Annotated in this window: 19 protein-coding genes; 8 read left to right on the forward strand and 11 right to left on the reverse strand. The window is 68.5% G+C overall.

Translation table 11 applies throughout. The features are described 5' to 3' along the window. Positions 1-265: hypothetical protein (locus A3CQ_RS55675; RefSeq protein WP_040433904.1), on the forward strand; the 265-nt coding region annotated here is incomplete at its 5' end. 454 nt (positions 266-719) lie between these two features. Here A3CQ_RS55675 and A3CQ_RS0139375 read toward each other — a convergent pair. Beyond that, positions 720-4,082, reverse strand: coding sequence for a CARDB domain-containing protein (locus tag A3CQ_RS0139375; protein ID WP_026206710.1), 3,363 nt, complete (start codon positions 4,080-4,082; stop codon positions 720-722). 208 nt (positions 4,083-4,290) lie between these two features. Next, the gene (locus A3CQ_RS0139380; protein WP_020516472.1) at positions 4,291-5,157 is read right to left on the reverse strand and encodes a helix-turn-helix domain-containing protein; all 867 of its coding nucleotides are present in this window, start codon (positions 5,155-5,157) and stop codon (positions 4,291-4,293) included. Positions 5,158-5,295: 138 nt separating this feature from the next. Between A3CQ_RS0139380 and A3CQ_RS0139385 the strand changes: the two genes are divergently transcribed. Then, positions 5,296-6,276, forward strand: a complete 981-nt coding sequence (locus A3CQ_RS0139385) for an aldo/keto reductase (RefSeq protein WP_020516473.1) — start codon at positions 5,296-5,298, stop codon at positions 6,274-6,276. A gap of 6 nt (positions 6,277-6,282) precedes the next feature. On the opposite strand, the gene A3CQ_RS0139390 is transcribed toward A3CQ_RS0139385, so the two are convergent. Further along, entirely contained in the window at positions 6,283-6,741 is a 459-nt protein-coding gene (locus A3CQ_RS0139390) for a hypothetical protein (RefSeq protein ID WP_020516474.1), read from the reverse strand. A gap of 281 nt (positions 6,742-7,022) precedes the next feature. On the opposite strand from A3CQ_RS0139390, the gene A3CQ_RS0139395 reads away from it, so the two are divergent. Continuing rightward, positions 7,023-9,146 carry a hypothetical protein gene (locus A3CQ_RS0139395; RefSeq protein ID WP_020516475.1) on the forward strand — a complete coding sequence of 708 codons (2,124 nt, stop codon included), beginning with the start codon at positions 7,023-7,025 and terminating at the stop codon, positions 9,144-9,146. Next, complete coding sequence (locus tag A3CQ_RS0139400) at positions 9,143-9,718, forward strand: hypothetical protein (RefSeq protein ID WP_020516476.1); 576 nt, start codon at positions 9,143-9,145, stop codon at positions 9,716-9,718. The genes A3CQ_RS0139395 and A3CQ_RS0139400 overlap by 4 nt, the downstream gene beginning before the upstream one ends. A gap of 15 nt (positions 9,719-9,733) precedes the next feature. On the opposite strand, the gene A3CQ_RS0139405 is transcribed toward A3CQ_RS0139400, so the two are convergent. The 6 genes from A3CQ_RS0139405 to A3CQ_RS0139430 form a co-directional block, all read right to left on the reverse strand. Next, positions 9,734-10,429 (reverse strand): ABC transporter ATP-binding protein, encoded by a 696-nt coding sequence (locus A3CQ_RS0139405; RefSeq protein WP_020516477.1) that lies wholly within the window; start codon positions 10,427-10,429, stop codon positions 9,734-9,736. Then, on the reverse strand, positions 10,426-11,184 hold the full coding sequence (locus A3CQ_RS0139410) for an ABC transporter ATP-binding protein (protein WP_020516478.1): 759 nt from the start codon (positions 11,182-11,184) through the stop codon (positions 10,426-10,428). Before A3CQ_RS0139410 ends, A3CQ_RS0139405 begins: the two co-directional genes overlap by 4 nt. Beyond that, positions 11,181-12,128, reverse strand: a complete 948-nt coding sequence (locus A3CQ_RS0139415) for a branched-chain amino acid ABC transporter permease (RefSeq protein ID WP_020516479.1) — start codon at positions 12,126-12,128, stop codon at positions 11,181-11,183. The genes A3CQ_RS0139410 and A3CQ_RS0139415 overlap by 4 nt, the downstream gene beginning before the upstream one ends. Positions 12,129-12,175: 47 nt before the next feature. Beyond that, positions 12,176-13,060: a branched-chain amino acid ABC transporter permease gene (locus A3CQ_RS0139420; RefSeq protein ID WP_020516480.1), complete on the reverse strand. Its 885-nt coding sequence runs from the start codon at positions 13,058-13,060 to the stop codon at positions 12,176-12,178. Continuing rightward, positions 13,057-14,289: an amino acid ABC transporter substrate-binding protein gene (locus tag A3CQ_RS55680; protein ID WP_157296887.1), complete on the reverse strand. Its 1,233-nt coding sequence runs from the start codon at positions 14,287-14,289 to the stop codon at positions 13,057-13,059. The genes A3CQ_RS0139420 and A3CQ_RS55680 overlap by 4 nt, the downstream gene beginning before the upstream one ends. 112 nt (positions 14,290-14,401) lie before the next feature. Next, positions 14,402-15,040: a GntR family transcriptional regulator gene (locus A3CQ_RS0139430; RefSeq protein WP_020516482.1), complete on the reverse strand. Its 639-nt coding sequence runs from the start codon at positions 15,038-15,040 to the stop codon at positions 14,402-14,404. Positions 15,041-15,090: 50 nt separating this feature from the next. Between A3CQ_RS0139430 and A3CQ_RS0139435 the strand changes: the two genes are divergently transcribed. The 4 genes from A3CQ_RS0139435 (at position 15,091) to A3CQ_RS61370 (ending at position 19,769) form a co-directional block, all read left to right on the forward strand. Further along, positions 15,091-15,789, forward strand: coding sequence for a GntR family transcriptional regulator (locus tag A3CQ_RS0139435; protein ID WP_020516483.1), 699 nt, complete (start codon positions 15,091-15,093; stop codon positions 15,787-15,789). A 65-nt stretch (positions 15,790-15,854) separates the two neighbouring features. Beyond that, positions 15,855-18,161 carry a hypothetical protein gene (locus tag A3CQ_RS0139440; protein ID WP_245577552.1) on the forward strand — a complete coding sequence of 769 codons (2,307 nt, stop codon included), beginning with the start codon at positions 15,855-15,857 and terminating at the stop codon, positions 18,159-18,161. After that, positions 18,158-18,727 carry a hypothetical protein gene (locus A3CQ_RS0139445; RefSeq protein ID WP_020516485.1) on the forward strand — a complete coding sequence of 190 codons (570 nt, stop codon included), beginning with the start codon at positions 18,158-18,160 and terminating at the stop codon, positions 18,725-18,727. Before A3CQ_RS0139440 ends, A3CQ_RS0139445 begins: the two co-directional genes overlap by 4 nt. 271 nt (positions 18,728-18,998) lie before the next feature. Continuing rightward, positions 18,999-19,769, forward strand: coding sequence for a hypothetical protein (locus tag A3CQ_RS61370; protein ID WP_157296889.1), 771 nt, complete (start codon positions 18,999-19,001; stop codon positions 19,767-19,769). On the opposite strand, the gene A3CQ_RS61375 is transcribed toward A3CQ_RS61370, so the two are convergent. Both A3CQ_RS61375 and A3CQ_RS55690 read right to left on the reverse strand, forming a co-directional pair. Continuing rightward, on the reverse strand, positions 19,666-20,766 hold the full coding sequence (locus tag A3CQ_RS61375) for a hypothetical protein (protein ID WP_157296891.1): 1,101 nt from the start codon (positions 20,764-20,766) through the stop codon (positions 19,666-19,668). The two genes, A3CQ_RS61370 and A3CQ_RS61375, sit on opposite strands and share 104 nt — an antisense overlap. 576 nt (positions 20,767-21,342) lie before the next feature. Next, complete coding sequence (locus A3CQ_RS55690) at positions 21,343-23,967, reverse strand: TIM barrel protein (RefSeq protein ID WP_020516487.1); 2,625 nt, start codon at positions 23,965-23,967, stop codon at positions 21,343-21,345. Between the last annotated feature and the right edge of the window lie 76 nt (positions 23,968-24,043).

Here is a 24,043-nt window from a genome sequence, read left to right on the forward strand (position 1 = left end):
CAATCACACCGCCAGCCACGACGTGAACCACAACGCCAATCACGACACCATCAACAGCAACAGTCACGACACCAATCACACCGCCAGCCACGACGCCACTTACAACGCCAACCACGACACGACTTTCAGCACCAGTCACGACAAGAGCTACAACGTCAACTACAACACGACCTACAACACGACGGTCGACAGGGGAATCCACGTCCTCCCCAACCTCCCGCTCAACAACCTGCCCATCCTCGGCCCATTCCTGACTGCACCGTGAAGCGGTAGCCCTTACCTGGCGTCGGCCTGAGCGCCGGTCGGCGTAAATCTGATGGCGAATCAGCATTCCGGGCTTCGTGCGCTGAGAAATAACGCGCAGGCGTCGCCGGGAGGCGCGACGCGGGCGCGAACGGTGTGGCAAATCGCCGAGGGCCGTCTGAATACGGATGTCGCCGGGCTGACTTGGTGCCGCGCCCAACGGCGGATCCGCGGCTGGCCCGCTACAGCGCCGAGGCGCGGCCGGGCTGCAGGACCGAGGCGCCGGCCGCGGCGATGGACGAGGTGTGCGATGACCGAACCCGCCGCCACCGGTGGTCTCGTCGATCCCGAGACCGCCCTGCAACGCCAGGTCGAGACGCTCGGGCGGCGAGACGGTACACGTCCGCAGCGACGACCCGGCCTGACCTGTGCCGATGCCCCCGGCCGGTGGCCGGGGGCATCGTGGTGTCCGATGGTCAGCCGCCGGTCACGACGAACTGGGAACCGGGCTGGACGACGATGTTGCCGTCGGCCGAATTGGTGATCGTGACGTTGGTCAGGTTCGCGTTGCCCCGGGCTCCGCTCATCGCGAGAATGCCGGCGCCGTTGTTGGACTTGTCGATCCGCACGTTGGTGATGGCGACGTTCGGCATGTTGCCGCCGCCCGTCTTGAACTGGATTCCGTCGTACGTGGAATCGATGATCTCGGTGTCCCGGATGGTGACGCCGGTGATGTCCCGGGACGAGGGGAACAGGGTGATCGCGCCGAACTCCTGAGCCTCGCCCCAGAACACCCCGCCCGACCGGTACACGCCGTTGTTGGCGATCAGCGTGGTCCCGCCGAACGGAAGCGGGTCGTGGTCGGTCGCCAGCATGATGCCGGGGTAGTTCATGGTGTCGGAGACGAGGTTGTTCTCGACGGAGTTGTTCGAGCCGCCGTAGATGGCGATGCCGTTGGCCCGCCACGGCAGCTGGACCGTGTTGTTGACGAAGTGGTCGTTCACGGTCACGTCGGCCGAGGCGTCCTTCACCCGCGGGTTCGCCCACACGGCCAGCGAGTCGTCGCCGGTCGTCCGGAACGAGGAGTTGAAGACCCGCGAGTTGCGCGTGCCGTTGGTGAAGTTGATTCCATCGGCGTACGTGTCGCGGATGCGCATCCCGGAGAAGTCCAGGCCGTCACCGGGGTTCCAGTACGCCGGCGTGTCCGAGTAGTCGCGGCCGACCCAGGCGCCGACGTTGACGTGCTCGATCCACACGTTACTGATCTTGGTGTTCTTGCCGAGCCGGCCGTTGATGCCGTGGCCGCGGTTGGCCCGGTTGGTGGTCATGCCGAAGATCGCCAGGTCGGAGATCTGGGTGTTGTCGTCGATGTCGAAGCCGACGTTGCCCTCGTGCGGATGGTTGATGTTGCCGACCACGTTCTGCGGCTCGGTGTTCGTGTAGAGCACGGTGTGCCACATGCCGGCGCCGCGGATCACGGCGTTCCGGATGCCCTTCTGGTTGTACTGGCCGCGGGTCGGGTCGGGCGAGAGGATCTTCTGCTCCTGCCGCCACTGGCCGGCCGGGATCCAGACGCAGCTGATCACGCCGTTCTCGTCGTCGGTCACGGCACGCTGGATGGCGGCCGAGTCGTCGATGTCGTCGTTCGGCACCGCGCCATAGGTCGTGATCGAGGTGCAGCCCGCCGGCTGGCTCAGCGCCGGGGCCACCTGCTCCAGGTCGATGAAGTCGATGTAGTAGAAGGACGCCGAGTCGGTGGCGTCCCGCTGCAGCTTGAAGCGGGTGCCGACCGGGTAGGACTGGGTCAGCAGCGCGTGCGACTCGTCGAACAGCCGCCGGGCGTCGCCGGACGGGGTGTTGGACAGGCTCTCGGTGTCGTCGGTGGTGCCGTACAGCCAGCTGTTGCGGGACGAGAGCGTCAGCTTCTGCACGAACTGGTCGTTCACGTACAGGCTGATCGTGGCGTTCTGGCCGCCGCCGCTCGGCGCGTCCGGGATGGAGTTGCGGACCACGATGGAGTTGGACGGCACGGTCGAGGTGAACTCGACGAACTGACCGGTGCCGGTGAGGCGTACCGACTTGCGGCCGGACGACTCGGTGCCGAAGTTGGTGTGCCCGAACGTGCGCTTCGCGTCCGCCTCGACCAGGGTGCCCTGGTAGCGGGCGTCTTCGGCCTCGTACGTCGTGTACGGCAGGGCGGCACCCCTACCAACCACGATCGATGCCGTACGCGAGTTGTTGTTCTCGTTGGTCTCCGCCACCACGTTCGTCGCGTCGGCCGTGGCCACAATGGTCGCCCCGCCGCTGGTCGCCGTCCAGGTCCCGAGGCTCACGTTGACCGTGGAGCCGGCGGCCACCGCGGCGGTGTTCGCGTTCAGCGTCGTGCCGTTCACCACCACCCGGGTGGTCGTGGCCGCCGCCGTGGTCGTGCCCCGGTTGTTGACCGCCACGGTGAAGCTGACCGAGGCGCCGGCCGCCGGGCTCGCCGGGTTCGAGGTCACGCTGAGCACCTGCAGGTCCGGGCCCGGCGCCTGTGCCACCACCAGCGGGGACGACGCGGCCAGGGTGTTGTTGTCGTTGTTCTGCTCGGCGACCGTGTTGGCCGGGTCGACGACCGCGGACAGCGGGTAGCTGCCCTGCGCGAGCCGGCCCAGGTTCACCGCGACCGTGGTGGAGGCACCGGCCGCGAGCGCAGCGACCTGACCGCTTCCACCAACGGCGCCACCCACGCGTACGTCCAGGGATGTCGCTGCGGACGCGGCGGTACCCGCGTTACGCACCGTGGCCGACGCCGTGATCGCGCTGGTCTCGTCGGGTGTCGAGGGTGACCAGGTCAGCGCGGTGACCACCAGATCGGGATTGGGCGCCCACGTGCCGATCACCTGGATCTCGGCGACCTGCCCGCCGGGCGCGCCGGTGTTGCTGAAGAACTGCAGCTGCAGGTCGGCGACCCGGCCGGTGACCGGGATCGTGACCGTGTTCTGGTTGGTCGAGGGGTTGAAGGCATAGTCGGCGCGCGCCTTCAGCGAGGTGAACGCCGGTGCGGTCTGCGCCTTGCCGAGAACCTCGACGTTCTGGGTACGGGCGCCCCAGACCGGGTCGGGGTTGAGCTTCAGCACGACACCCGTGACGTTCGCGTCGGCGCCCAGCTTGGTGGTGAGCGTGGCGGGGAAGCCGTTGGACTCCCAGTAGGTGCCGGCGTTGTTGTCGTTGGCGTTGGGAGCGGTGAAGGAGAAGACCGAGGACGAGGCCTCCATCGCCTTGCCGGCCGCCAGGTTGGTGCCCGTCGGCGGGTCGGGATCCGGATCAGGATCCTGCCCGGCCACACCGTAGATCTCGAGCTCGGACAACTGCCCGGCCGGCCAGCCGGTGTTCGAGGTGATCGTGACCCGGACGTACCGGATGGTGGCGGCGGTGAAGTCGATGGTGACGGCGTTGCCGCTCGCCGGGTCGAACAGGCGGCTCGCCGAGGCGGACAGCGTGCTCCAGGTCGAGCCGTTCGTGCTGCCCTGGAGGGTCAGCGTCTGGGTGCGGGCACCCCAGGCGGTGGACGGCGGCAGCTTCAGCTTGGCCTGGTCGACGGCGGTCGCGCTGCCCAGGTCGACCTGGACCCACTGCGGGAAGGCGCCGTTCGGGCTTTCCCAGTACGAGTTGGCGTTGCCGTCGGTCACATTGGACGCGGCGTACGGGCCGTTGGCGCCCGAGGCCGTGGCCGCCTTGCCCACGGCCAGGTTCGGGCCGCCGGCGGCGTGCGCGGTTCCGGGGGAGAGCGCGGCGGCGACCAGGACGGTGGCCACGACCGTGCTGAGCAATCTTCGGGGGAGCGGTCGATCTCTCATGAAGCCCTCTGTTCTGCGCGCCTGGCAGCCACGGTCGGGGTCCACGGCAGCCAGCGGGGGATGGGGACGCCTGCCACGAAGTTTCGGCGAGACCAAGACAAATTTCTGCGTTCTGCCGAGTTTTTGCGTAGACAGGCATCTAAGATTTCAGATGTATCAACGCGAGTCAACGGGCGCAGTCCCCCACCCGGTCTTTCCGAGCGCCGTCTTATCGCCGGCGCGGCGTCGTGTGAGTGACGGCCCAGCTGGCGAGAAGCTTGAGGGCGTCGTCGTCGGGCGAGCCGGCCTCGGCGCTGAAGGCGATCATGGCGAGGCCCGGGTCGGCGGGTAGTTCCAGGACGTCGTAGGACAGGTGCAGGTCACCGACCACCGGGTGGTGGATGTGCTTGAGTCCGATCCGGTGCAGGCGTACGTCGTGAGCTGCCCAACGGCCGCGGAAGTCCTCGCTGCGCGTGCACAACTCCCCGACCAGGTCGATCAATGCCTTGTCGTGGGGGTCGCGGCCGGCCTCGGTACGCAGCATGGCGACGCTGTCGTCGGCGGCGCGCTCCCAGTCGAGCCAGAAGTCGCGGGCGCGGGGATCGAGGAAGTTGAACCGGGCGTGGTTGACCGGTCGGGCCGGATCGGCGAACTCGGGCGCGAACAACGCCTCCGCGAGCGGGTTCGCCGCGACGACGTCGAGTCGGGCATTGTTGACCATGGCCGGCACGCCGATCATCCCGTCGAGAATGCGCGCCACGCTGGGCCGTACCTGCTGGGCGGCCGGCTTGCGGCGGCGGGTGCGGGAGGCCGGGCCGGCGGCGCGGGCGAGGTCGGTCAGGTGGGCTCGCTCGGCCTCGTCCAGCTGTAGTGCTCGGGCGAGGGCGTCGAGGACGCTGTCGGAGACGCCGGCGAGGTTGCCGCGCTCGAGTTGGGCGTAGTACTCGACGCTGACGCCGGCCAGGTCGGCGACCTCGCTGCGGCGCAACCCCGGTACCCGCCGGTTGTGGCTGTAGCTGTGCAGGCCCGCCTGCTCGGGGGTGATCTTGGCGCGGCGGGAGCTGAGGAACGCCTTGACCTCGTCTCGGTTGTCCACCCGTCCAGGCTAGGCGCGACGCCGAGGACGAAGGGTGGGCTGCCAGTACACCGTCCAGCAGCAACTTCCCCGCGCTCCCGGCAGCCGGTTCTCTGGTGGTGCCGCCGCCGGCGGCCTGACCATCCAAGGAGTCATGGCATGAGGAACGCACACCTCGGCGGCCTGACCGTCTCCCGTATCGGCCTCGGCGCGATGACCATGGCCGGCGTCTACACGAGCGAGGGCGGCCTCGACAACGCCGAATCCATCCGCGCCATCCACCGCGCTCTCGATCTCGGAGTGACCCACATCGACACCGCGGAGATCTACGGCCCGTACCTCAGCGAGGAGATCGTCGGCGAGGCGATCAAGGGCCGCCGTGACCAGGTGAAGATCGCGACGAAGTTCGGACTGGTCTCTCATGCCGGAGGCGGCCCTGGCGTGACCGACAGCAGCGCGGCCAACGTGAAGGCCGCCGTCGAGGGGTCGCTCCAGCGTCTCGGCACCGATCACATCGATCTCTACTACCAGCACCGAGTCGACCGGAACACCCCGATCGAGGAGACCGCGGGCGCGGTCGCCGACCTCATCGCGCAGGGAAAGGTGCTGCACTTCGGTCTGTCCGAGGCGTCGCCGGAGACCATTCGCCGCGCCCACGCGGTGCAGCCGGTCTCGGCCCTGCAGACGGAGTACTCGCTCTGGACCCGCGACGTGGAGGCGGAGGTCCTGCCGCTGCTGCGCGAACTCGGCATCGGCTTCGTGCCGTACTCGCCGCTCGGTCATGGTCTGCTGACGGGGCAGATCCGCACCGTCGACGACTTCGCCGACGACGATTGGCGCAAGACCAACCCGCGCTTCACCGGCGAGAACTTCCAGCGGAATCTCGCCATCGTCGACGAGGTGACGGCCATCGGCGCCGAGATCGGTGCCACTCCCGCGCAGACCGCCCTCGCCTGGATCCTGACCCGCGGCGACGACATCGCGCCCATCCCCGGCACCCGCCGTGTCGCGCGGGTCGAGGAGAACACCGCGGCGGACGCCGTCGAGCTCACGGCCGCGCAACTCGCCCGCCTCGACGCGCTGCGGCCGGCGGCCGGAGCCCGTCACGACGACGCCAACATGGCCTCGATCGACCGATGAGCAGGTTCACGCCGTCCCGGTGTCGCTGTCGCGGGCCTCGATGGCGTGGACGGTCGCCTCGAACCGCTTCTCCAGGACGCGTTTGCCGCCCGTTCCGAGCAGGGCAGCGAGCGCCCGGCCCTTCAGATTCTTGCCCTCACGCACAATCACCACGTCCACGTCCGTACGCCCGTCGCCGCGTTCCTTGAAGGTGTAGGTGTGGCCGGAGTTGCCTCCCCACACGTTGGAGTCGGTGGTCGTCATGACGACGCGGTTCGGGTCGGACCAGTCGTAGTGCAGTCGTTCCCAGACGCCCCCGGAACCCTCCGTGACGTCGGCCGTGCTGGGGCTCTCGTCGTGCACCTTGAGGTAGCCGTCGTCGGTGTTGCCCCAGATCTTCGAGCGGCCGGGTCCAAAGTCGGTGAGCGCCGCGACGAACTGCTGCGGCGTCGCGGTCGTTGTCTCGGTGAAGTGGATCGTGGTCATGCCTGCTCCTTGGTGGTGGTGCCCGGTATCGCCACAACAGAATGACCTTCGCCAGCCCGAGCTCGCGCCCGTAGGAATCACGGGCCGTGTCCATGACATGACTGACCGCGGGGAGATATGCGGGGAACGTGGAGGTGTGAAGTGCTTCGTCGCACGCTGGTTCGCCGGCGTTGTGATCGTTCTGCTCGCCTCGACGCCGGCCGTGGCCCCCGCCGCGGGTTCGCTGCGGGAAAATTACTTCTCTGCTCTCGCCAGTCCCACCCAAGGCCATGCCCGGCCGTATGGTCCGAGTTGATCTGCAGACGAAGGACAAATACAAATTCCCGCTGGGCGGATGCCGGGTCTGGTTCGTTCTCGAGGCCGCCGTTCCGTGCCCGGCCGACGGAGACTCGCAGCGCTCGGTCGAGATCGAGGTGCCGGACTCGCCCGAATTGGAGCTCCACTGGGAGGCGCAGGAGCCCGGCGTCAATCAGGTAGCGAATTCGGCCCCCTATACGGAGAGCGGCATCGTGGATTTCACGATCCTGCAGGTCGACGTATCGGTCAAACCGAACGTGGCGGTGCCAGGAAAGCCGCTCAACGTCATATTCTCCGCAGTGACCGAGGGCCTGCGGATAACCAAATGCGGCGTCGCCTTCGCCGGGGTCGACGGCCGGTGCGACGAGATTCCGGCCCGCCAGAAGGTCATCGAGATCGTCATCCCCGACAGCGTCCCGCCGGGCGGCCAAGACGTCCTGAAATGGAGTCTCACCTACCTCTACGCCAGAGCGAAGCCATCACGGGACGATGTGGGCACCGGCACGACCAAGGTCGGAATCGCGCTGCTGCCACCGAAATTCGACGTGTCGCCCTCGACCGCGCAGCCCGGCCTGCCGCTCGTCGTCACCTTCCGTAGCAACACCACCGGCGTCACCATCGACGATTGCGGCATCACCTACCAGGCCCAAGCGGGGTGCAGCCCGGCGCGCACCGCGGTGGTCATGATCCCGCCGGACACCCCGGTGGGCAGCAGGCTCCGGATCCCGTGGTTCCTCCACTACAAGAGCGCCCGCCCCGGCGAGAAGCCCGACGCGGTCCAAGACGTGCTCAGTGTTCCGGTGGTCGCGGAGCGGGTGCGTTTCACCGTGACCGCCCAGCCCGGCAGCGGGCGTCCCGGCGACGAGATCACGCTGACGATCGAGCCGACGGTCAAGGGAGTCAGCATCGTCGACTGCCTGGTGTTCTTCCCGAGCGCCGACGGGGGAACGTGCCAGGCCACCGACGAACGGTGGTTCGCCCGGACCTGGGTGCCCGCGGGAACCGCGCCCGGCGCCACTCTGCTGCACTGGGGCGTGGGCTCGGTGGACGCCGCCGGTGCACCCCTCGCCGACCACGGTGACCTTCCCTTCGATGTCTTGCCACCGAAGGGAAAGACCACCCCGACGCCATCTCGGTCCCGGACACGTCTCACGCTGCCCCCGGTCGAGTCGACGACGCCACGGACCACGACGACAACAACCACAACCACCACTACCAATCAAGAACCACATCCCGAGTACGTGGCCCGCACTGAGCCCGAGGCCGCCAAGCCCGGGAAATCCGTGCGTGTCACCGTCTCCGCGCTCACCCCGGCGACGGCGATCACCGGCTGCCGCGCCACGTTCGGTGGCGAGCGGATCGTGCCGTGCGCCGGGTCGGGCGGGCTCTGGATCGCGACCCTCACGGTTCCTCGCGACGCCGAGCCGGGCGACCTGCCGCTGCTCTGGGATGTCACGTCACCGGCCGGGCCCGGCAACGGCACCATCGCCTATCGGGTGCTCGGCAACAGCGCGCCGAGCCCGCAGTTCGGGGTGGAGGTCGATCCGGCCTCGGTGCCGCCCGGCGGGCACATCAAGGTCACCCATCGGTCGTACGACAACGGGCCGCCGATCACCGGCTGCAACGCGGGCATCGCACCGGGCGGCGTGCTGGCCGCCTGCGCCGCGACCGCCCGGGGCTGGGTCGCCGACGTGGTCGTACCGAAGGACGCGCCACCCGGCACCGCGACGCTGCTCTGGCAGGTGGCCTACAACGCCGGCGCGGCGACCGCCGACGGCCGGACCAATGTGGGCGTGCTGGCCCAGACCGAAGACCATCAGCCCTGGTGGAAGAAGGTACTGGGCGTCATCTTGAAATCCGGGGCGGTCGCGCTGCTCGGGGTGGCTCTGTTCGGCGGCCGCACCCTGCTACGCCGGCTCCGCGGCCGGCTGCAACGCACCAAAACCGAGGACGCCGAGCTGCCGGAACTCGTCGACGTGGTGGCCGTGCGCCCGGCCGGCCCGCTGTCGGTGATGTTCGACGAGCCGGACGCGCCCCCGCGCCGGCTGATCCGGCTGACCGTGCGGCGGCCGCCGCCGGGCATCCACATCGGTGAGGAGCCGCCATGACCGAGACCGCCGCACCGCCGGTTCGAGCGCTGTTCTTCGACAGCCCCGCCGACGCCGTCGCCGCGCTGACCCAGGCCGTACGCTCCGGCGAGGCCGCCGGCGAGATCCGCGGCGGCCTGGGCCGGATGCCCGCGGCCGGCAAGAACGCCGTGCTGGCCGAGGTCGGCAAGGTCGCCGACGGCATCCTGGACATGAACGTGATCGACATCTTCGAGCAGAGCTGGAACCGCGTCACTGCCTTGCAGGACGCGGCCGAGACCAGCCTGTCGAACCCCGGCGGCGCGGAACTGGTGGAGATGGCGACCCACACCGCGTCCTTCGACTATCGGCCGAGCGTGGAGGTGCACCTTTCCGACCTCCCGGTCGCCACGGTCGGCCTGCGGGCACTTCTCGAGTTCACCGTACGGGGGCTGATCGGCATCGTGGTCGACGGCGCACTCGTCGGGGTCCGGGCGGGGACCTGGGAGTACGAGGGCACGCTGACCCTGGCCGACCAGCAGGTCGCCAAGCGCCGGGGCGAGATCGAGATAGCCGCCGAGATCCGCTTCCACCCGCCGATCCCGCTGCTGTGAAACGGCCGACGGCCACTACGCGATACCCAGGTAGCTCTCCTGAATCCGCTTGTCGGCAAGCAGCACGCCGGCCTTGCCGCTGAGGGTGACCTGGCCCGTCTCGAGCACGTAGGCGCGCTCCGCGACCGACAGCGCCGCGTCCACATCCTGTTCCACGAGCAGAACCGAGGTGCCGGCCGCGGCGATGTCGGGCAATCGGGCGAGGATCTCGTCCACGATGAGCGGAGCGAGCCCGAGCGACAACTCGTCGATCATCATGAGTTCCGGCTGGCTCATCAACCCGCGAGCGATGGCGCACATCTGCTGCTCACCGCCGGAGAGGCTGCCGGCCACCTGCTCGAGCCGCGGTTCGAGCGGCGGGAACAACTCGATCACCCGGTCCAGGTCGGTGTTCTTCGTCCGCCAGCCGCCGAGCAGGAGGTTGGCGCGTACGGTCAGGCCCGCGAACAGCCGGCGGCCCTCCGGCACATGGGCGATGCCCAGGTCGACGATCTGCTCGATCGACCGGTCGCCCAGTGACCGGCCGCGGAACTCCGCCGTTCCGCCACGCATCCGGATCACGCCGGACAGCGTCCGCAGCAGGGTGGTCTTGCCGGCGCCGTTCGGGCCGACGAGCGCCACGATCTCGCGTTCGCCCACCGACAGGTCGATGTCCCACAGCACCTGCACCCGGCCGTAGCCGGCGCTCAGCTTCCGTACCTCGAGCATCATGAGCCGCCCGTCCGCCGCTGGGCGTACCGGTGGCCGAGGTACGCCTCCACCACCTGAGGATCGGACAGCACGTCCCGGGGCCGGCCCTCGGTCAGCACCTTGCCGTGGTGCAGGACCACGACCCGGTCGCTGACGGCCAGGATCGCTCGCATGACGTGCTCCACGACGACGATCGTGATGCCTCGGGTCTTCAGCGTGCGGATGAGCTCCAGACTCGACTCGATCTCCCGGTGCCGCAGCCCGGCCATCACCTCGTCGAGCAGCAGAAGTCGTGGCCGCAGGGCCAGCGCCTTGGCGAACTCGAGCCGGCGTGCGTCGGCGACCGAGAGCTCGCCCGGAGCGCGTTCGGCCAGGTCGGCCAGGTTCGTCTCCTCGAGCACCCGGGTGGCCTGCTCGCGAGCGTGCGACATGCGGCGTACGCCGTGTGGGCCGTACAGGATCCCGATCGCGACGTTCTCCCGCACCGTCATGCCGCGGAACGGTTTGACGATCTGGAACGTCCGGGCCACCCCGGCGTGGGTGATGACCCAGGGCCGAGCGCCGGTGAGGTCTCTTCCGTCGATCAACACCCGGCCGGAGCTCGGCTTGAGGTGGCCGGTGACCAGGTTGATGAGCGTGCTCTTGCCGGCGCCGTTGGGGCCGATGACGCCGACCGTCTCGCCCTCGGGGATGCTGAGCGAGACATCGGAGACGGCGTTCAGGCCGCCGAATCGCCGGCTGAGGTGTTCGGTCCGCAGCACCGGCGTCGCGGTCACAAGCGGTACCTCCGTACGTTGGCGAGCAGCGAGTACTCCCCGGTGCGCCGGGCGTCGCGCAGGTAGTTGACCGCGCCCTGGGGAAGCAGGACCACCGCGACGATGATGATCGCGCCCAGCAGGAAGATGTGGTAGCTCGTGTAGTTCTGGCGCAGGTACTCCGACAGGAACTGCAGGATCACGGCGCCGACGAGCGGACCGAGCACAGTGCCGCTGCCGCCGATGACCACCATCACCACCATGAGCACGGTGATGTCGACGTCGAACAGCCGCTCCGGAAAGATCGTCACCTGCTGGAACGCGTACGTCGCCCCGACCAGGCCGGTGATGAGGCCGGACAGGGCGAACGTCAGGACCTTGATGCGGGTGGTGTTGACACCCATCGCGGCGGCCGCCTGCTCGTCCTGGTGGATCGCCCGCAGGGCATACCCGGCCCGGCTGCCCGCGACCAGCCCGCTGACCAGCACAGCCAGCGCGGCAAGCGCCAGGAAGAGCAGATAGAAACCATCATTGCCGAGGTACGCCGTGGTCGCCTGATCGCCGACGGTGGGCAGCGTGATGCCGGCGCCGCCGCCGGTCAGCCCGGGCAGGTTGGTGACCACCTCCCGGATGCCCTCGGCCACGCCGAGGGTGGCGATCGCGAAGTAATGGCCCCTCAGGCGCAGCAGCGGCATGCCGATCAGCGCGCCGAACAGCGCGGCGACAACCCCGCCGAGCACCAGACAGGTCCAGAAGCTGAGGTGCCAGTGGGTCATCGCGACCGCGGTGAAGTAACCGCCGATGCCGAAGAACACCACCTGGCCGAACGAGGCGTATCCGGCGTACCCGCCGAGCAGGTTCCACGCCTGGGCGAGCGCGACGAACATGAAGATGGCGGTGACCGTGCGTTCCTGGCCGGAGTACAGCTGGGACTGCAGGCCGAGCGCGGCCAGGAGCAACAGCACTCCCGACACCCAGGGCACCAGAGGCTTCCACCTCGCGGCGGCCGCCATCACACCTCCAGCCGGGCCGCGTAGTAGGCCCGTCCGACCAGGCCGGACGGCCGGACGATCAGCACGACGACCAGGACCAGGAAGGCCAGTGCGTTGATCCAGGTGCCGGGGAGATACTGCCCGGCCCACGCCTCGACCAGCCCGATCACCAGGCCCCCGATCAACGCACCGTACATATTGCCCAGACCGCCCAGAACCGCGATGACGAACGAAAGCAGGGTGTACCCGCTTGCCGCCGCGGGATTGAAGGTCCCGACTGTGCCGATCATGGTGCCGGCCATCCCGGCGAGACCCGCCGCGATCCCGAACGTCAGCGCGTACACGTGCCGCGCCCGGATGCCCATCAGCCGGGCCGCGGCGCGGTCCATGCCGGTGGCCATGATGGACAGACCGGTACGCGTGCGATTGACGAGCGCCACCAGGGCGAGCGTCACCACGACCGACACGCCGAAGGCCAGCAACCGGCCCAGCGGAACCCGGATGCCCCCGAGGTGCAGGCTGTCGCCCGCGTACGAGGTCGGGATGCTGCGGTAGTCGGCGGAGAACGCGATGTTCATCGCCTGCACGATCATCAGGTCGAGCCCGAAGGTCAGCAGCAGCGTGATGAACACCGGCCCGTTGACGACCAGGTTGATCAGCCATCGCTGGAGTGCGTAGCCGAGCCCGAAGAGCACCGCCGCGGCCACGAACATCCCGAGGAAGGGGTCCAGGCCGATCCAGTCGTTGACCTGCCATCCCACGTACGCGCCCAGAACCACGAACGCTCCGTGTGCCAGGTTGACGATGTTCATCACGCCCCAGACCAGGGAGAAGCCGACCGCGATCAGCCCGAGCAGGCCACCCTGGAGCAACCCGTACAGGGTCGCCTGCAGGAAGGACGTCATGAAGCGGTGCCGGGCCAGATGAACGAGGCCTCGGCGGCGTCCTTGGGCCACACGGTCACGGCCTTGCCCTTCTGGATCTGGATGACGGACATCGGCTTGTAGACGTTCTGCCCGGTCGGGTCGAACTTGATCTTGCCGAAGAAGGACGCGGTGTCCAGCGCCGCGAGCGCGTCGCGCACCTTGTCGGGGCTGGTGGACCCGGCGGACTCGGCGGCCAGCGTGAGAGCCAGGCACGCGGCGCTGGCCTCGGCGTCGTGGTACTCGGCGTCGTGGCCGAACTTGGCCCTGATGTCGGAGGTGTACTGCTGGGCGTTGCCGAAGTATTTGTCCTCGCCCTTGGTGGACGGGGTCCATTGGCTGGAGCCGAGCACGTTCTCGGCCTGGGCGCCGAGGGTCTTGGCGAAGTCGGGGGTGGGCGGCGCGACCGTCTCGCCGAAGCCGCCGGCCGGCACGACCCCGAGCTCCTTGGCCTGCTTGACGATCGCGATGCCCTCGACCAGGTGCACCGAGCCGATGATCACGTCGGGCCGCTGGCCCTTGACCTTGATCAGGGAGGAGCTGACGTCGGACGTCCCGCTCTTGAAGTACTGCGGGCTCATGACCGTGAAGCCCTGCTCCTGCGCCGTCTTCATGCCGCCCTCGGTGACGGTTTTGGAGAACCCGTCGTCGGCGGAGAGGAAGACGACCGACTTCGGTTTCGGCTGGGCGAGCTCGGCGATCGACTTGACGATGGACGAGGCGTACTCGGTGGCCGGTGAGAGCACTGCGAAGGTGCGCTTGTACCCCTTGCTGAAGATCTTGTTGTCGGCGCCGGCGGAGTCGACCATGACCTGCCCGTTGCGCTCGATCACCGCTGCCTGCGCCTCCGTGTTGGCCGAGCCGTACGAGGCGAGGATGAGCTTGACACCCTTGTCGTTGAACTGGTCGACGAGCTGGGCGGCAGTGTCCGGTTTGGAGGTGTCGTCCTGGTACTCGATGGCAAGCTTGAGCTTCTTGCCGCCGACCGGGACGCCGCCCTGCGCGTTCACCTTGTCCTGGCAGAGCTGGTAGCCCTCCTGGGTCAGCTTGCCCTCCCGGGCGAGCGCGCCGGTCAGCGACAGCGACGCACCGATGGCCAGGGTGTCGCCGGTGCCCGAGCCGCCGGACGGCGCCTCGCCCTTGGACCCGCACGCCGCGAGGGCGAGCGAGCATGCCACCGCCGATGCAAGAACAGCAGACTTCGACCTCACGGCAGAACCCCTTTCCGGCATTGGATTCGGGTTCATGCATATATACAGCCGTCAGTACGGAGAGGGCAACGCTTTTGGATATTGGATCCGATCACGGTTCGGGCTACCGAGATCAATTGATGGATATCTCTGCCATGGCCTGCGCGAGCTCGGTGCGAGCGGCCCGGATGCTCCGATCGATGAGCTCCTCGACCCGTTCCGCCTCGTGGTCGCGGACGGCCTGCAGCATGTCGACGCGCTCCTGCTGCATGCGAGGCCGGGACCCGAGCACGTGCGCGTGCACCCGTGCGTACGGCTCGACGAGGTTGAGCACCTGGGTGACCAGCCGTACGGCGTGCCGCTGCCCGGACAGCTCGTACAGCCGGCGGTGGAATCGGTAGTTGAGGGTGGACCACTCCTCCGACTGCGCCGCCGTGAGTGCCCGCATCCCCTCCACCAGCCGGGCCAGGTCGTCGACGTCGCGCTGCCCCAGGCGCTCGACGATGCCGGGCGCCAGTGGCGGCTCCAGCTGCAGCCGCAGGCCGTACAGCTCCTCGACCTCGTCCACATTGAGCTCGGTGACCACCGCGCCCAGGCCCGGCCGCATGATGATCAGGCCTTCGCCGACCAGGGTGCGCAGGGCCTCGCGCAGCGGGATCCGGCTCACGCCGAAGCGCCGGGCCAGCTCGTCCTGGTTCAGGGCCTGGCCGGGCGGGATGAGGCGCTCGCGGAAGGCCTGCCGCAGCGCGGTGGCGATCTCGTCAGGACGCATCGATCGTCTCCATCGGTGTATACAGCGTATACGCCCGATACCGTGTCCGCGTGAGTCAGACCTTCCGGAAGCCGCCCACCGCGCAGGAGGCGGTGCTCGCCGAGCTGCGCCGGTTGATCGTCACCGGGCAGCTGCGGCCGGGTGAACAGATCGTCCAGGACGCGCTGGCCGCCGAGCTCGGGGTGAGCCGGGTTCCGCTGCGCGAGGCCTTGAAGATCCTCGAGGGCGAGGGCCAGGTCAGGTACGTCGCCCACCGCGGCTACTTCGTCACGCAGCTGTCGCTGCCGGATCTGCTCGAGGTCTACCGCATCCGGGAGATCCTCGAGGCCGAGGCGGTCCGCGTCGGGCTTCCGCAGATGACCACCGAGGACGTGGACCGGCTGGCGGAGGCCGAGCGTGAGGTCCAGGCGGCCGCCGAGGCCGCCGACGTGGCCGGGATGACGCAGGCGAACCGGCGGTTCCACTTCGCCCTCATCGAAGCGTGCGGGCTGCCCCGGCTGGTCCGGATCCTCGGCCTGCTGTGGGACGCCACCGAGGTCTACCGCTCGGTCTACTTCACCGAGCCCGGCAACCGCGAGCGGGTCGACGCCGAACATCACGAACTGGTGGCCGCGGTCAAGGCAGGCGACATCGAGCGAGCGGTGGACGTGCTCGACGAGCACCGCCGGCACGCCGTCACGGCCCTCCGGCTGATGCTCGAGGCGGTCGCGCCCGCGGGCACCCTGCCGGACAACCACGAGCTCGATTAGGCGCTGTACGGATTGTGTCCATGACATGACTGACTGGCGCCAGAAACCGGTCAAGTCTGACAAACGTGAAGCCACGATGGTTGGCCCGCATTGTCATCGTTCTGCTGGCCTTCGCGCCGGCCCTGAGCCCCGCCGCCGCGTCGCTGCGGGCGCCGTACACCGCTGTCGCCACGCCCGCCCAGGCTCTGCCCGGCCGCGAGATTCAGGTCGATTTCACCGACCTGAAAACGGATGACAAGCACCCCTTGTCGGAATGCCGCGTCTGGTTCGGGGAGGCGGATCAGGACGGCGGCCCCGTTGATCCCAAGGCCGCCGAACCGTGTCCCAGGACTGGCGCCTCGCCGTACTCAGTCAAGATCAAGGTGCCGGACTCACCGGGAACGAAGCTCCACTGGCAGGCATGGCCGTCGACCATCGGCCTGCGGGCGGCCTTGGACCCGTTCCTGGAGAGCGGCCTGGTGGACTTCACGATCCTGCAGGTCGACGTGTCGGTGAAACCGAGGGTCGCGGTGCCGGGAAAGCCGCTCGAGGTCGTCTTCTCCGCCCTGACCGCGGGCCTGTGGATCAGCAGGTGCCACGTCCGCTTCGCCGAGGTCGACGGCGATTGCGACGACGTTCCGGCCGGTAAGAAGTCCGTCGAGATCACCGTCCCGGAGAACGTGCCGCAAGGCGGGCGAGAGCTGCTGGAATGGGATTTGACCTACCTCTTCGCCGGAACGAGTCCGTCGCCGGACGACGTGGGCTCCGGCAAGACCGGGGTCGCGATCGGGCTCCTGCCACCGAAGTTCGACGTGTCACCCTCGACCGCGCAGCCCGGCCTGCCGCTCGTGGTCACTTTCCGCGCCGACACCACCGGCGTCACCATCCACGACTGCGGAATTACCTTCCAGGTCGATGTGGGGTGCAGCGCGGCGAACACCGCGGTGGTCATGATCCCGCCGGACACGCCGGTGGGCAGCCGGCTCCGGATCCCGTGGCTCCTGCATTACGAGAGCAAACGCCGTGGTGAGACGGTCGAACCCGTCGGCGATGTGCTGGTCGTGCCGGTGGTCGCCGAGCGGGTGCGCTACACCGTGACCGCCCAGCCCGGCCGCGGGCGCCCCGGCGACGAGATCACCCTGACGATCGAGCCGGCGGTCATGGGCATCACCGTCCGCGACTGCCTCGTGTTCTTCCCGAACGACGACGGGGGAACCTGCCAGTCCACCGACGAGCGCTCGTTCGCCCGCACCAAGGTGCCCCAGAAAACCCCGCCCGGGGCCACGTTGCTGCACTGGGGCGTGGATGGGGTGGACGCGGCCGGCGCACCCTTCCCCGGCAACGGTGACCTTCCCTTCGAGGTCCTGCCGCCGAAGGCGAAGACCAGCGCCCCGCCGAAGATCGACAAGACCGACAACACTGATAAATCCGGCAAGACGCGCCAGTCCACGTTACCGCCGGTCAAGCAGCCTGCCGGAACCACGACGACGACCGCCCAAGGACCACCTCCCGCCTTCATCGCGCGCACCGAGCCGGAATCCGCCAAGCCTGGAAAGTCCGTACACGTCACGGTCTCCGCCCTCACGCCGGCAACGGCGATCACCGGCTGCCGGGCCGCGTTCGGCGGCGCGCGGATCGTGCAGTGCGCCGGCTCCGGTGGAATGTGGACCGCCACCCTCACCGTTCCCCGCGACGCCGATCCGGGCGACCTTCCGCTGCTCTGGGACGTCACCTCGGCGACCGGGCCCGGCAACGGCACCATCGCCTACCGGGTGCTGGGCAACACCCCACCGGCCGCACAGTTCGGGGTGGAGGTCGCACCGGCCTCGGTGCCGCCCGGCGGGCACGTCAAGGTCACCCCTCGGTCGTACTACAACGGGCCCGCGATCACCGGCTGCGACGCGGGAATCACCCCGGGCGGCGTGCTGGCCGTCTGTACCCGGTCCGGCCAGGGTTGGATCGCCGACGTGGTCATGCCCAAGGAGGCGCCGCCCGGCATCGCGACCCTGGTCTGGCAGGTGAGCTACGGCCGCTCCGGAAGCACGGCGACCGCCGACGGCCGGACCAACGTGGGCGTGCCGGTCGCCGAGACGGAGGATCAGCGGCCCTGGTGGAAGAAGGTCGTGGGCGTCATCTGGCGCACCGGTGCGGTCGCCCTCCTCGGCGTGGCGCTGTTCATCGGCCAGTCCTTGGTTCGCCGGTTCCGCGGCCGGCCGAAGCACACCAAGACCGAGGAAGCCGACCTGCCGGACGGCGTAGCCGTGGTGCCCGTTCTGCCGCCCGGTCCGCTGTCGGTGGCAGTCGATCGGCCGGAAGCCGCCCCGCGCCGATCGATCCGGTTGATCGTGCGCCGCCCGCCGCCGGGCATCCACATCCGGGAGGAGCCACCATGACCGAGACCCCGCCCGTCCGGGCGCTGTTCTTCGACGAACCCGCCGAGGCCGTCGACGCCTTGACCCGGGCCGTGCGCGATGGTGCGGCCGCCGACGAGATCCGCGGCGGTCTGGTTCGGATGCCCGCGGCCGGCAAGAACGCCGTGCTCGCCGAGGTCGGCCGGGTCGCCGACGGCATCCTGGACATGAACGTCTTCGACATCTTCGAGCAGAGCTGGACCCGCTTCACCGCCCTGCGGGACGCGGCCGTCATGAGCCTGGCCAACCCGGGCGGCGAGGAACTGGCCGAGATGGCGACCCACACCGCGTCCTTCGACTACCGGCCCAGCGTGGAGGTGCAACTGGCGGACCTGCCGGTCGCCTCGGTCGGCCTTCGCGCAAAGCTCGATTTCACCGTACGGGGGTTGATCGGCGTAGTGGTCGACGGCCATCTGGTGGCCGTCCGGGCCGGCACCTGGGAGTTCGAGGGCACCCTGCTCCTGGCTGGCCAGAAGGTCGCGCAGCGCCAGGGCAAGGTCGAGATAGGTTCCGAGATCCGCTTCCGCCGGCCCATCCCGCTGCTGTGAGCCCCCTATGCGAGCTCGCGTGGTTGACCGTCACCCGCCTCCCCGGCGGCAGCGCAGGCAACTCGACAAGTGACCGCCACCCGCGGCGAGGTGCTGCTATCCGGGTTAGTGCCGCCCGCACACGCGGCCACGAACACCCCCGCGACAGGGCGATCGGCAGCCCACTGTCACTGCGCCGTTCGGCAGCCGACTACCTTTCGGCGTGGTGCGTCGCGTCTGATTCGCGATCGTGGTATCGACCGTTGTGCTTCGGGGCAGGTGCCGCGTCCTCATGGGACTGCTTGCGACGATCGTCGCTTCAACGTGGATAGCTGGCGGTGTTGATGCGTTGGCGCGCATAGGCGTGGCGTTGGTAACGGCATTGCCGTGGGTCGCCGCCGTAGCCGGAATCGGCCTGCTGCTCCGCTCGTCCATCCCGTCCGGGCTCCGGGCCGGACCGTTGGTGCTGTTGATCGGCGGCATCGTCGTCATCGCGCTAGATTCGGGCTTGCTGAGGGCTTCGTGGTTCCAGGGCGTCATCCCGCCACTTGTCCTGGTGGGAGGAGCGTTGCTGGTGATGCGCCCTGACGATCAGAGGTCAACCGAATACGAGGTCGTTCGAACACTGCGGTCAATCATGTGGCCGGTGTCGTGGCAAACGAAGGATGTTGCGCCGGCCAAGCTCGTGTTGCTCAGTGTCCTCGGTGAAATAAAGGTGGACCTTGGTGCTGCGCGCTTTCCGCAGGGCGAGGACGACCTGAATGTCGACGTGACTCTCCTCGGCGGGCGGATTGAGATCGTCGTCCCACATGGTTGGCATGTGCAAGCCGGTCGCGTCGAGCTCAGCAGGCGCGTCACGTTTCTAGGAGCCGTGAGCGACGCGCGCCCGCCGGATGCGGACGAGTCAGCCGAGCGCAGAATTGTGCTCAACGTCCAAGGATGGGGCGGAGTCCTCACCGTCAATCAGCTGCCTGCTCCTTCGCGGGAGGGGAGGACGCGCCGTCGGACGAAGTCGGCGGCTCCGGATTCTTCTCGGGATGGACGTAGGAATAGTCAGACATGATGTCACGCGCCAACTGATCACCATAGGAAAAGAAGTTAGATAGATCGACGTTGAAATCCCACTCCTCATCGACCGTGGTCGGCAGTCGGTAATGCAGTTTCGCTAACATGTCGAATCGATACAGGTCGACCGCGGTTGCGAGGAGTCGGCCGTGCCCTTGCGCAGTTCGTAGGGTTCCCGAGTATGCAAAGATGGCCAGGACGATCGCTATCAGCGGGGCGACGGCCCACAGGTCTGCACGGGCTAGTAACGGCAGGGAGGCCAGCGCGGCAAGTGAACTGGCTGTGCTTACGGCCGCGCCAGCCTCGATGAGGTCGAGGCTGCGCACGATTTCCTTGCTGATTTTCTCGGGGAGAACGGCGTACAGGCGTGGGGCAATGTCCGGCAGGCTGAGGCCGTAGCGATAGCCCGAATCATCTTCGGCCTTTCGGAGAATGTTACCCAAGCCGGTGGGCATGATACGTACCTCGACCGTCTGGAGTAGGTCATCCTCGTCGAGGACAGGCCGGTCAGCCGGATACCGTTTCAGGATCCGGGCAGCACGTTCCGTCACGACGGCTTCCCGCCGGACTCGGATTCGTTCGGCGACGACTTCAGCCAGCGCGATGCTAGAAGACGGCTCCGGTATGTGGCGTGACTCTGTGACGTCAGATGTGTGTCGCCTACGCACATGTCGCTCGACAGCCCACGGGGCGACCGAACGAAGGAGGGGTGTGGATTGCCAGTAGCCTTCCAGGATCCAGACCAGAGCCATCTGGAATGGTCGAAGAAGAAAAGACGTCACGAATATCACGACCACGGCAAGGATTGCCCATCCGGGATTCCTTCCCGCTACCTTGGGAATGTCATTTATGGAAACGTTGCGCCCGGCATACACCCCTGAGATCGCGAGAAAGGAAACATAGCCGACGAGGAGTGTGGCCGGCAGGACGTTGACCAGGCTGAACCGCTCACCACCCAGAGCCTTCGTGCCTGCTTGTGCCAGGCTCCCGAGCATGCGCTAGTCCCTTCTTCGCCTAGGTGTGTAAACCATTCGAGTGTCATCGTAACGACATTTTGGCTCTCTAAGGCGCTTCCTTGGGAATGTGCGGTAGCTCCCGCATTCGGGGCAAACGTATTTGAAACGCCGGCCGCTGCTGCTCGGCTGATAGGGTGACATATTCCAGGGATCGGGTGCCTCGGCTAATAGGCAGGCGATCATTATGACGGCCCATGCGCTAAGCCGACCGGGACCGCGGAGAAAAACCATGACTGCCCCCAAGTCAAGTATTGACCCCCAGTATCCGGGACGGACGAGATCAAATACAGGCCTCAGCGACCGCCTATGCCTGCACCGCATTCGTCGATCCAAATGGGTGGACCGACCGCTGTGATCTTGAGGAGGCATCGGATGCGCGTACATGTTGGGATGAGGCGTGCACCCCAGGTCGGCTTGATTGCGGAGGACGCACGGCGCAGTCAGGGCGTACGTGTGCCGCTAGAACACGGCTGGGTTCGGGGAAGACAAGCCAACCGTGAACGTGCTGGCACTAGGCGAGATGCCTTGCGTGGCGAAATTCTCGGGCTGCCGTCTTCAGCGGGTCGACAGAGCCGCGTTCTCCAGACAGTCGCGGGCTGCGGTGATGGCCAGGCGGGCGTGTTCCTTGCCGCCGACCTGGGCGACCAGCGTGGCCCGGGGGATCTCCAGGGCGTACGGCAGACCCGGGGGAAGTGCACCCAGGATGCCGTGGATGTCGATGCCGCCCTCGCCCGGGAAGAGGCGCTCGAACCGGGCGGTGTGGATCAGGCCCTCGTTGGTGGCGGGGACCGCGGGCGGAGCGTCGCAGACGTGGACGAAGTGGAACCATTCGGCCGGCAGCTGACGCAGGTCGGCGATGCTCGACCCGGAGCGGGCGAAGTGCAGCAGGTCGATGAGCATGCCGGCGTTGGGCTGGTCGGCGCCGCGCAGGACGCGGGTTGCCGTGTTCAGGTCGGGGGTCTCGGTCCAGGACGGAAACTCCAGGTCGACGGTCAGGCCGAGCGGCCGGGCCATCTCGCAGAGCAGGGCGAAGCGGTCGATCTTGCGGGCGCGGTCGGGGTCGGGGAGTTGGGCGATGACGTGGCGGGCGCCCAGCTCGGCGCCGGCCTCCAGGAAGCGTTCGAAGTCGCGCGGGTCGTCGTCGGGGCTGATCCGGGCGAGCTCGATGTCGAGCACCTCGATGCCGGTCGCGGCCAGGCGCACCTTGGTCGTACGCATCAGGGCCGGGTCGGTGGCCAGCGGGTAGTGCGGTTCCTGCGGCGTGACCCGGGTGAGCCGCATCCCCACGTACCGGTAGCCGGCCTCGGCCGCGGCGTCGACGAGCTCGGGCGGGGAGAGGCTCAACGCCGTGAGATGGGCCAGCGAGTAGTCGTGCCGCTCGTCGCCGCGGGTGTCGCGCAGGGAGAGCAGACGGCGCTCGCGATGGGCCGCCATCCGGACCGGGGCACTGGCCACCGAACCGTAGTCGGCAACGTCGGCGAGGCGCTGCACGACCGAGAAGAAGACCCGGGCGCCCAGCATCTCCGTACAGAAATGAAGGTAGGCCCCGTCCTCGTCGCGGTCGTACATGATCGAGTGCTCACGTATTGCGGCCAGCAGCGGCGGCGGTACGTCGAGAGCCTCGTAGTAGTTGTCCGGGATCCGCAGGACGGGCGCGCCGAGCGCCCGCATCGCCCGGGCGCTCGCGATCACGTCCTCGGTAAGAAACGCCACGTGCTGCGGGTTGGGGATGGCCGGCGCCCAGTCGCCGCGACGCAGCGGCGCCGTGTTCAGCGTGATCCGGACCCGGCGGCTCGCGTCGGTGGCGGCCCGGCTGCGGATCGGCCCGAACGGCGCGGCGATCTCGGTGGTCGCGCCGGCGTGCAGGCCCAGCACCGCCCGGTAGAACAGCGTGCTCTCGTCGAAGTCGTCCACCGCGTCGGTCAGCGAGACGTGATCCGTGGCGGTGATGCCGGTGCCGGAGTCTTCGAAGGAGATGGGCAGAAAGTCATCCAGCCAGCTCTCACTACGGACCAGGAAGACCGCCGTCCCATCGGGCGCCGCGATCGACGACAGCTCGGCCTCCTCCGGCCGGCGCAACCGGGGCAGCACCGGCGCGAGCAACCGCTCGGCCCGCCGGGTCGAGGCCTCCGGGTCGGCGGTCTCCACGGCGAAGGCGCAGATCGACGCCGTGCCCGGGGTGACCGTGCGCTGCGCGGCGAAGTTCAGCAGGATCCGGGCCGAGGCCTGCGCCCACAGCTGTACGGGCTTGGAGCGGTGCTGCCCGGCATGGGCGAAACCGAGCGCGGTCAGCGCCCGCGCCACGGCCGGTCCGGAGATGTCGTCGACCGCGAGCTCGGTGAAGACGTGCCCGCCCAGCGCGGGGGCCGGCGGCAGCCCACTCAGCTGAAGGCGCTCCCGCACCGGCGCGGGCGCCACCGCCCCGGCCGACTCCTGCAGGGCGATCAGCGCCCGCATGCCGTCGATCGCCGCCTGTCGCGGGTCCGCCTGGCGGTACACGTCGTTGAGCGCCTCGAGCGAGAGCGGCCCGTCGTACCCGGTGCTCAGCGCATGCGCGAGGAAGCCCGGCAGAGCGGGCGAGGGGAAGAGGGGTGCCAGCTGCACGTGGAACACCTTCTCGCCCGGGATGACCCGGATCCCCGCCGAGTCGGTGCCGGACGACAGCACGTGGAAGCTGTCGAGGCAGAGCCCGAGCGCGGGGTGTCCGGCGCGCCGCACGATCCGCCACGCGTGCGGGTAGTCCCGCACGAACCGGCCCGGCGCCTGCGGTTCGTACGCGATCCGCAAGCCATGGGCAGAGGCCCGGTCGGCCAGCGCGTGCAGCTGCTCGGCCGCCAGATCGTCGTCGTCCACCGAGTCGGCCGAGACCGACGAGGCGACCAGCAGAGTCCGGGCGCCGAGCCGTTCGAGCAGGTCGAAGGTGCGCGACGCCCGGCGGAGGGCGGCCGCGAACAGGTCGGGCGGAAGCGCCTCGACGTCGCGGAACGGCTGGTAGACCTCGATCGTCAGCGCGCGGCGGGCGCACTCCTCGCGGACCCGCTCCGGCGACCAGGACGTCGCGACCAGGTCGCTCTCGACCAGCTCGATCCCGTGGAACCGGGCGGCCGCGGCGGCGGCCAGCTTGTCCTCGAGGGTGCCGGAAAGGCACGCGGTGGCGATCGACAGACGATAGTTCGGCACGGTTCCCCCTGCGCTTCGGGAGACAACGAACGTACTAGATAGTTACTTATACGCCGCGGCCCTTGACACCGGTAGC

This window comes from Paractinoplanes globisporus DSM 43857 (assembly GCF_000379645.1).
In the GTDB taxonomy this organism is placed as follows: domain Bacteria; phylum Actinomycetota; class Actinomycetes; order Mycobacteriales; family Micromonosporaceae; genus Actinoplanes; species Actinoplanes globisporus.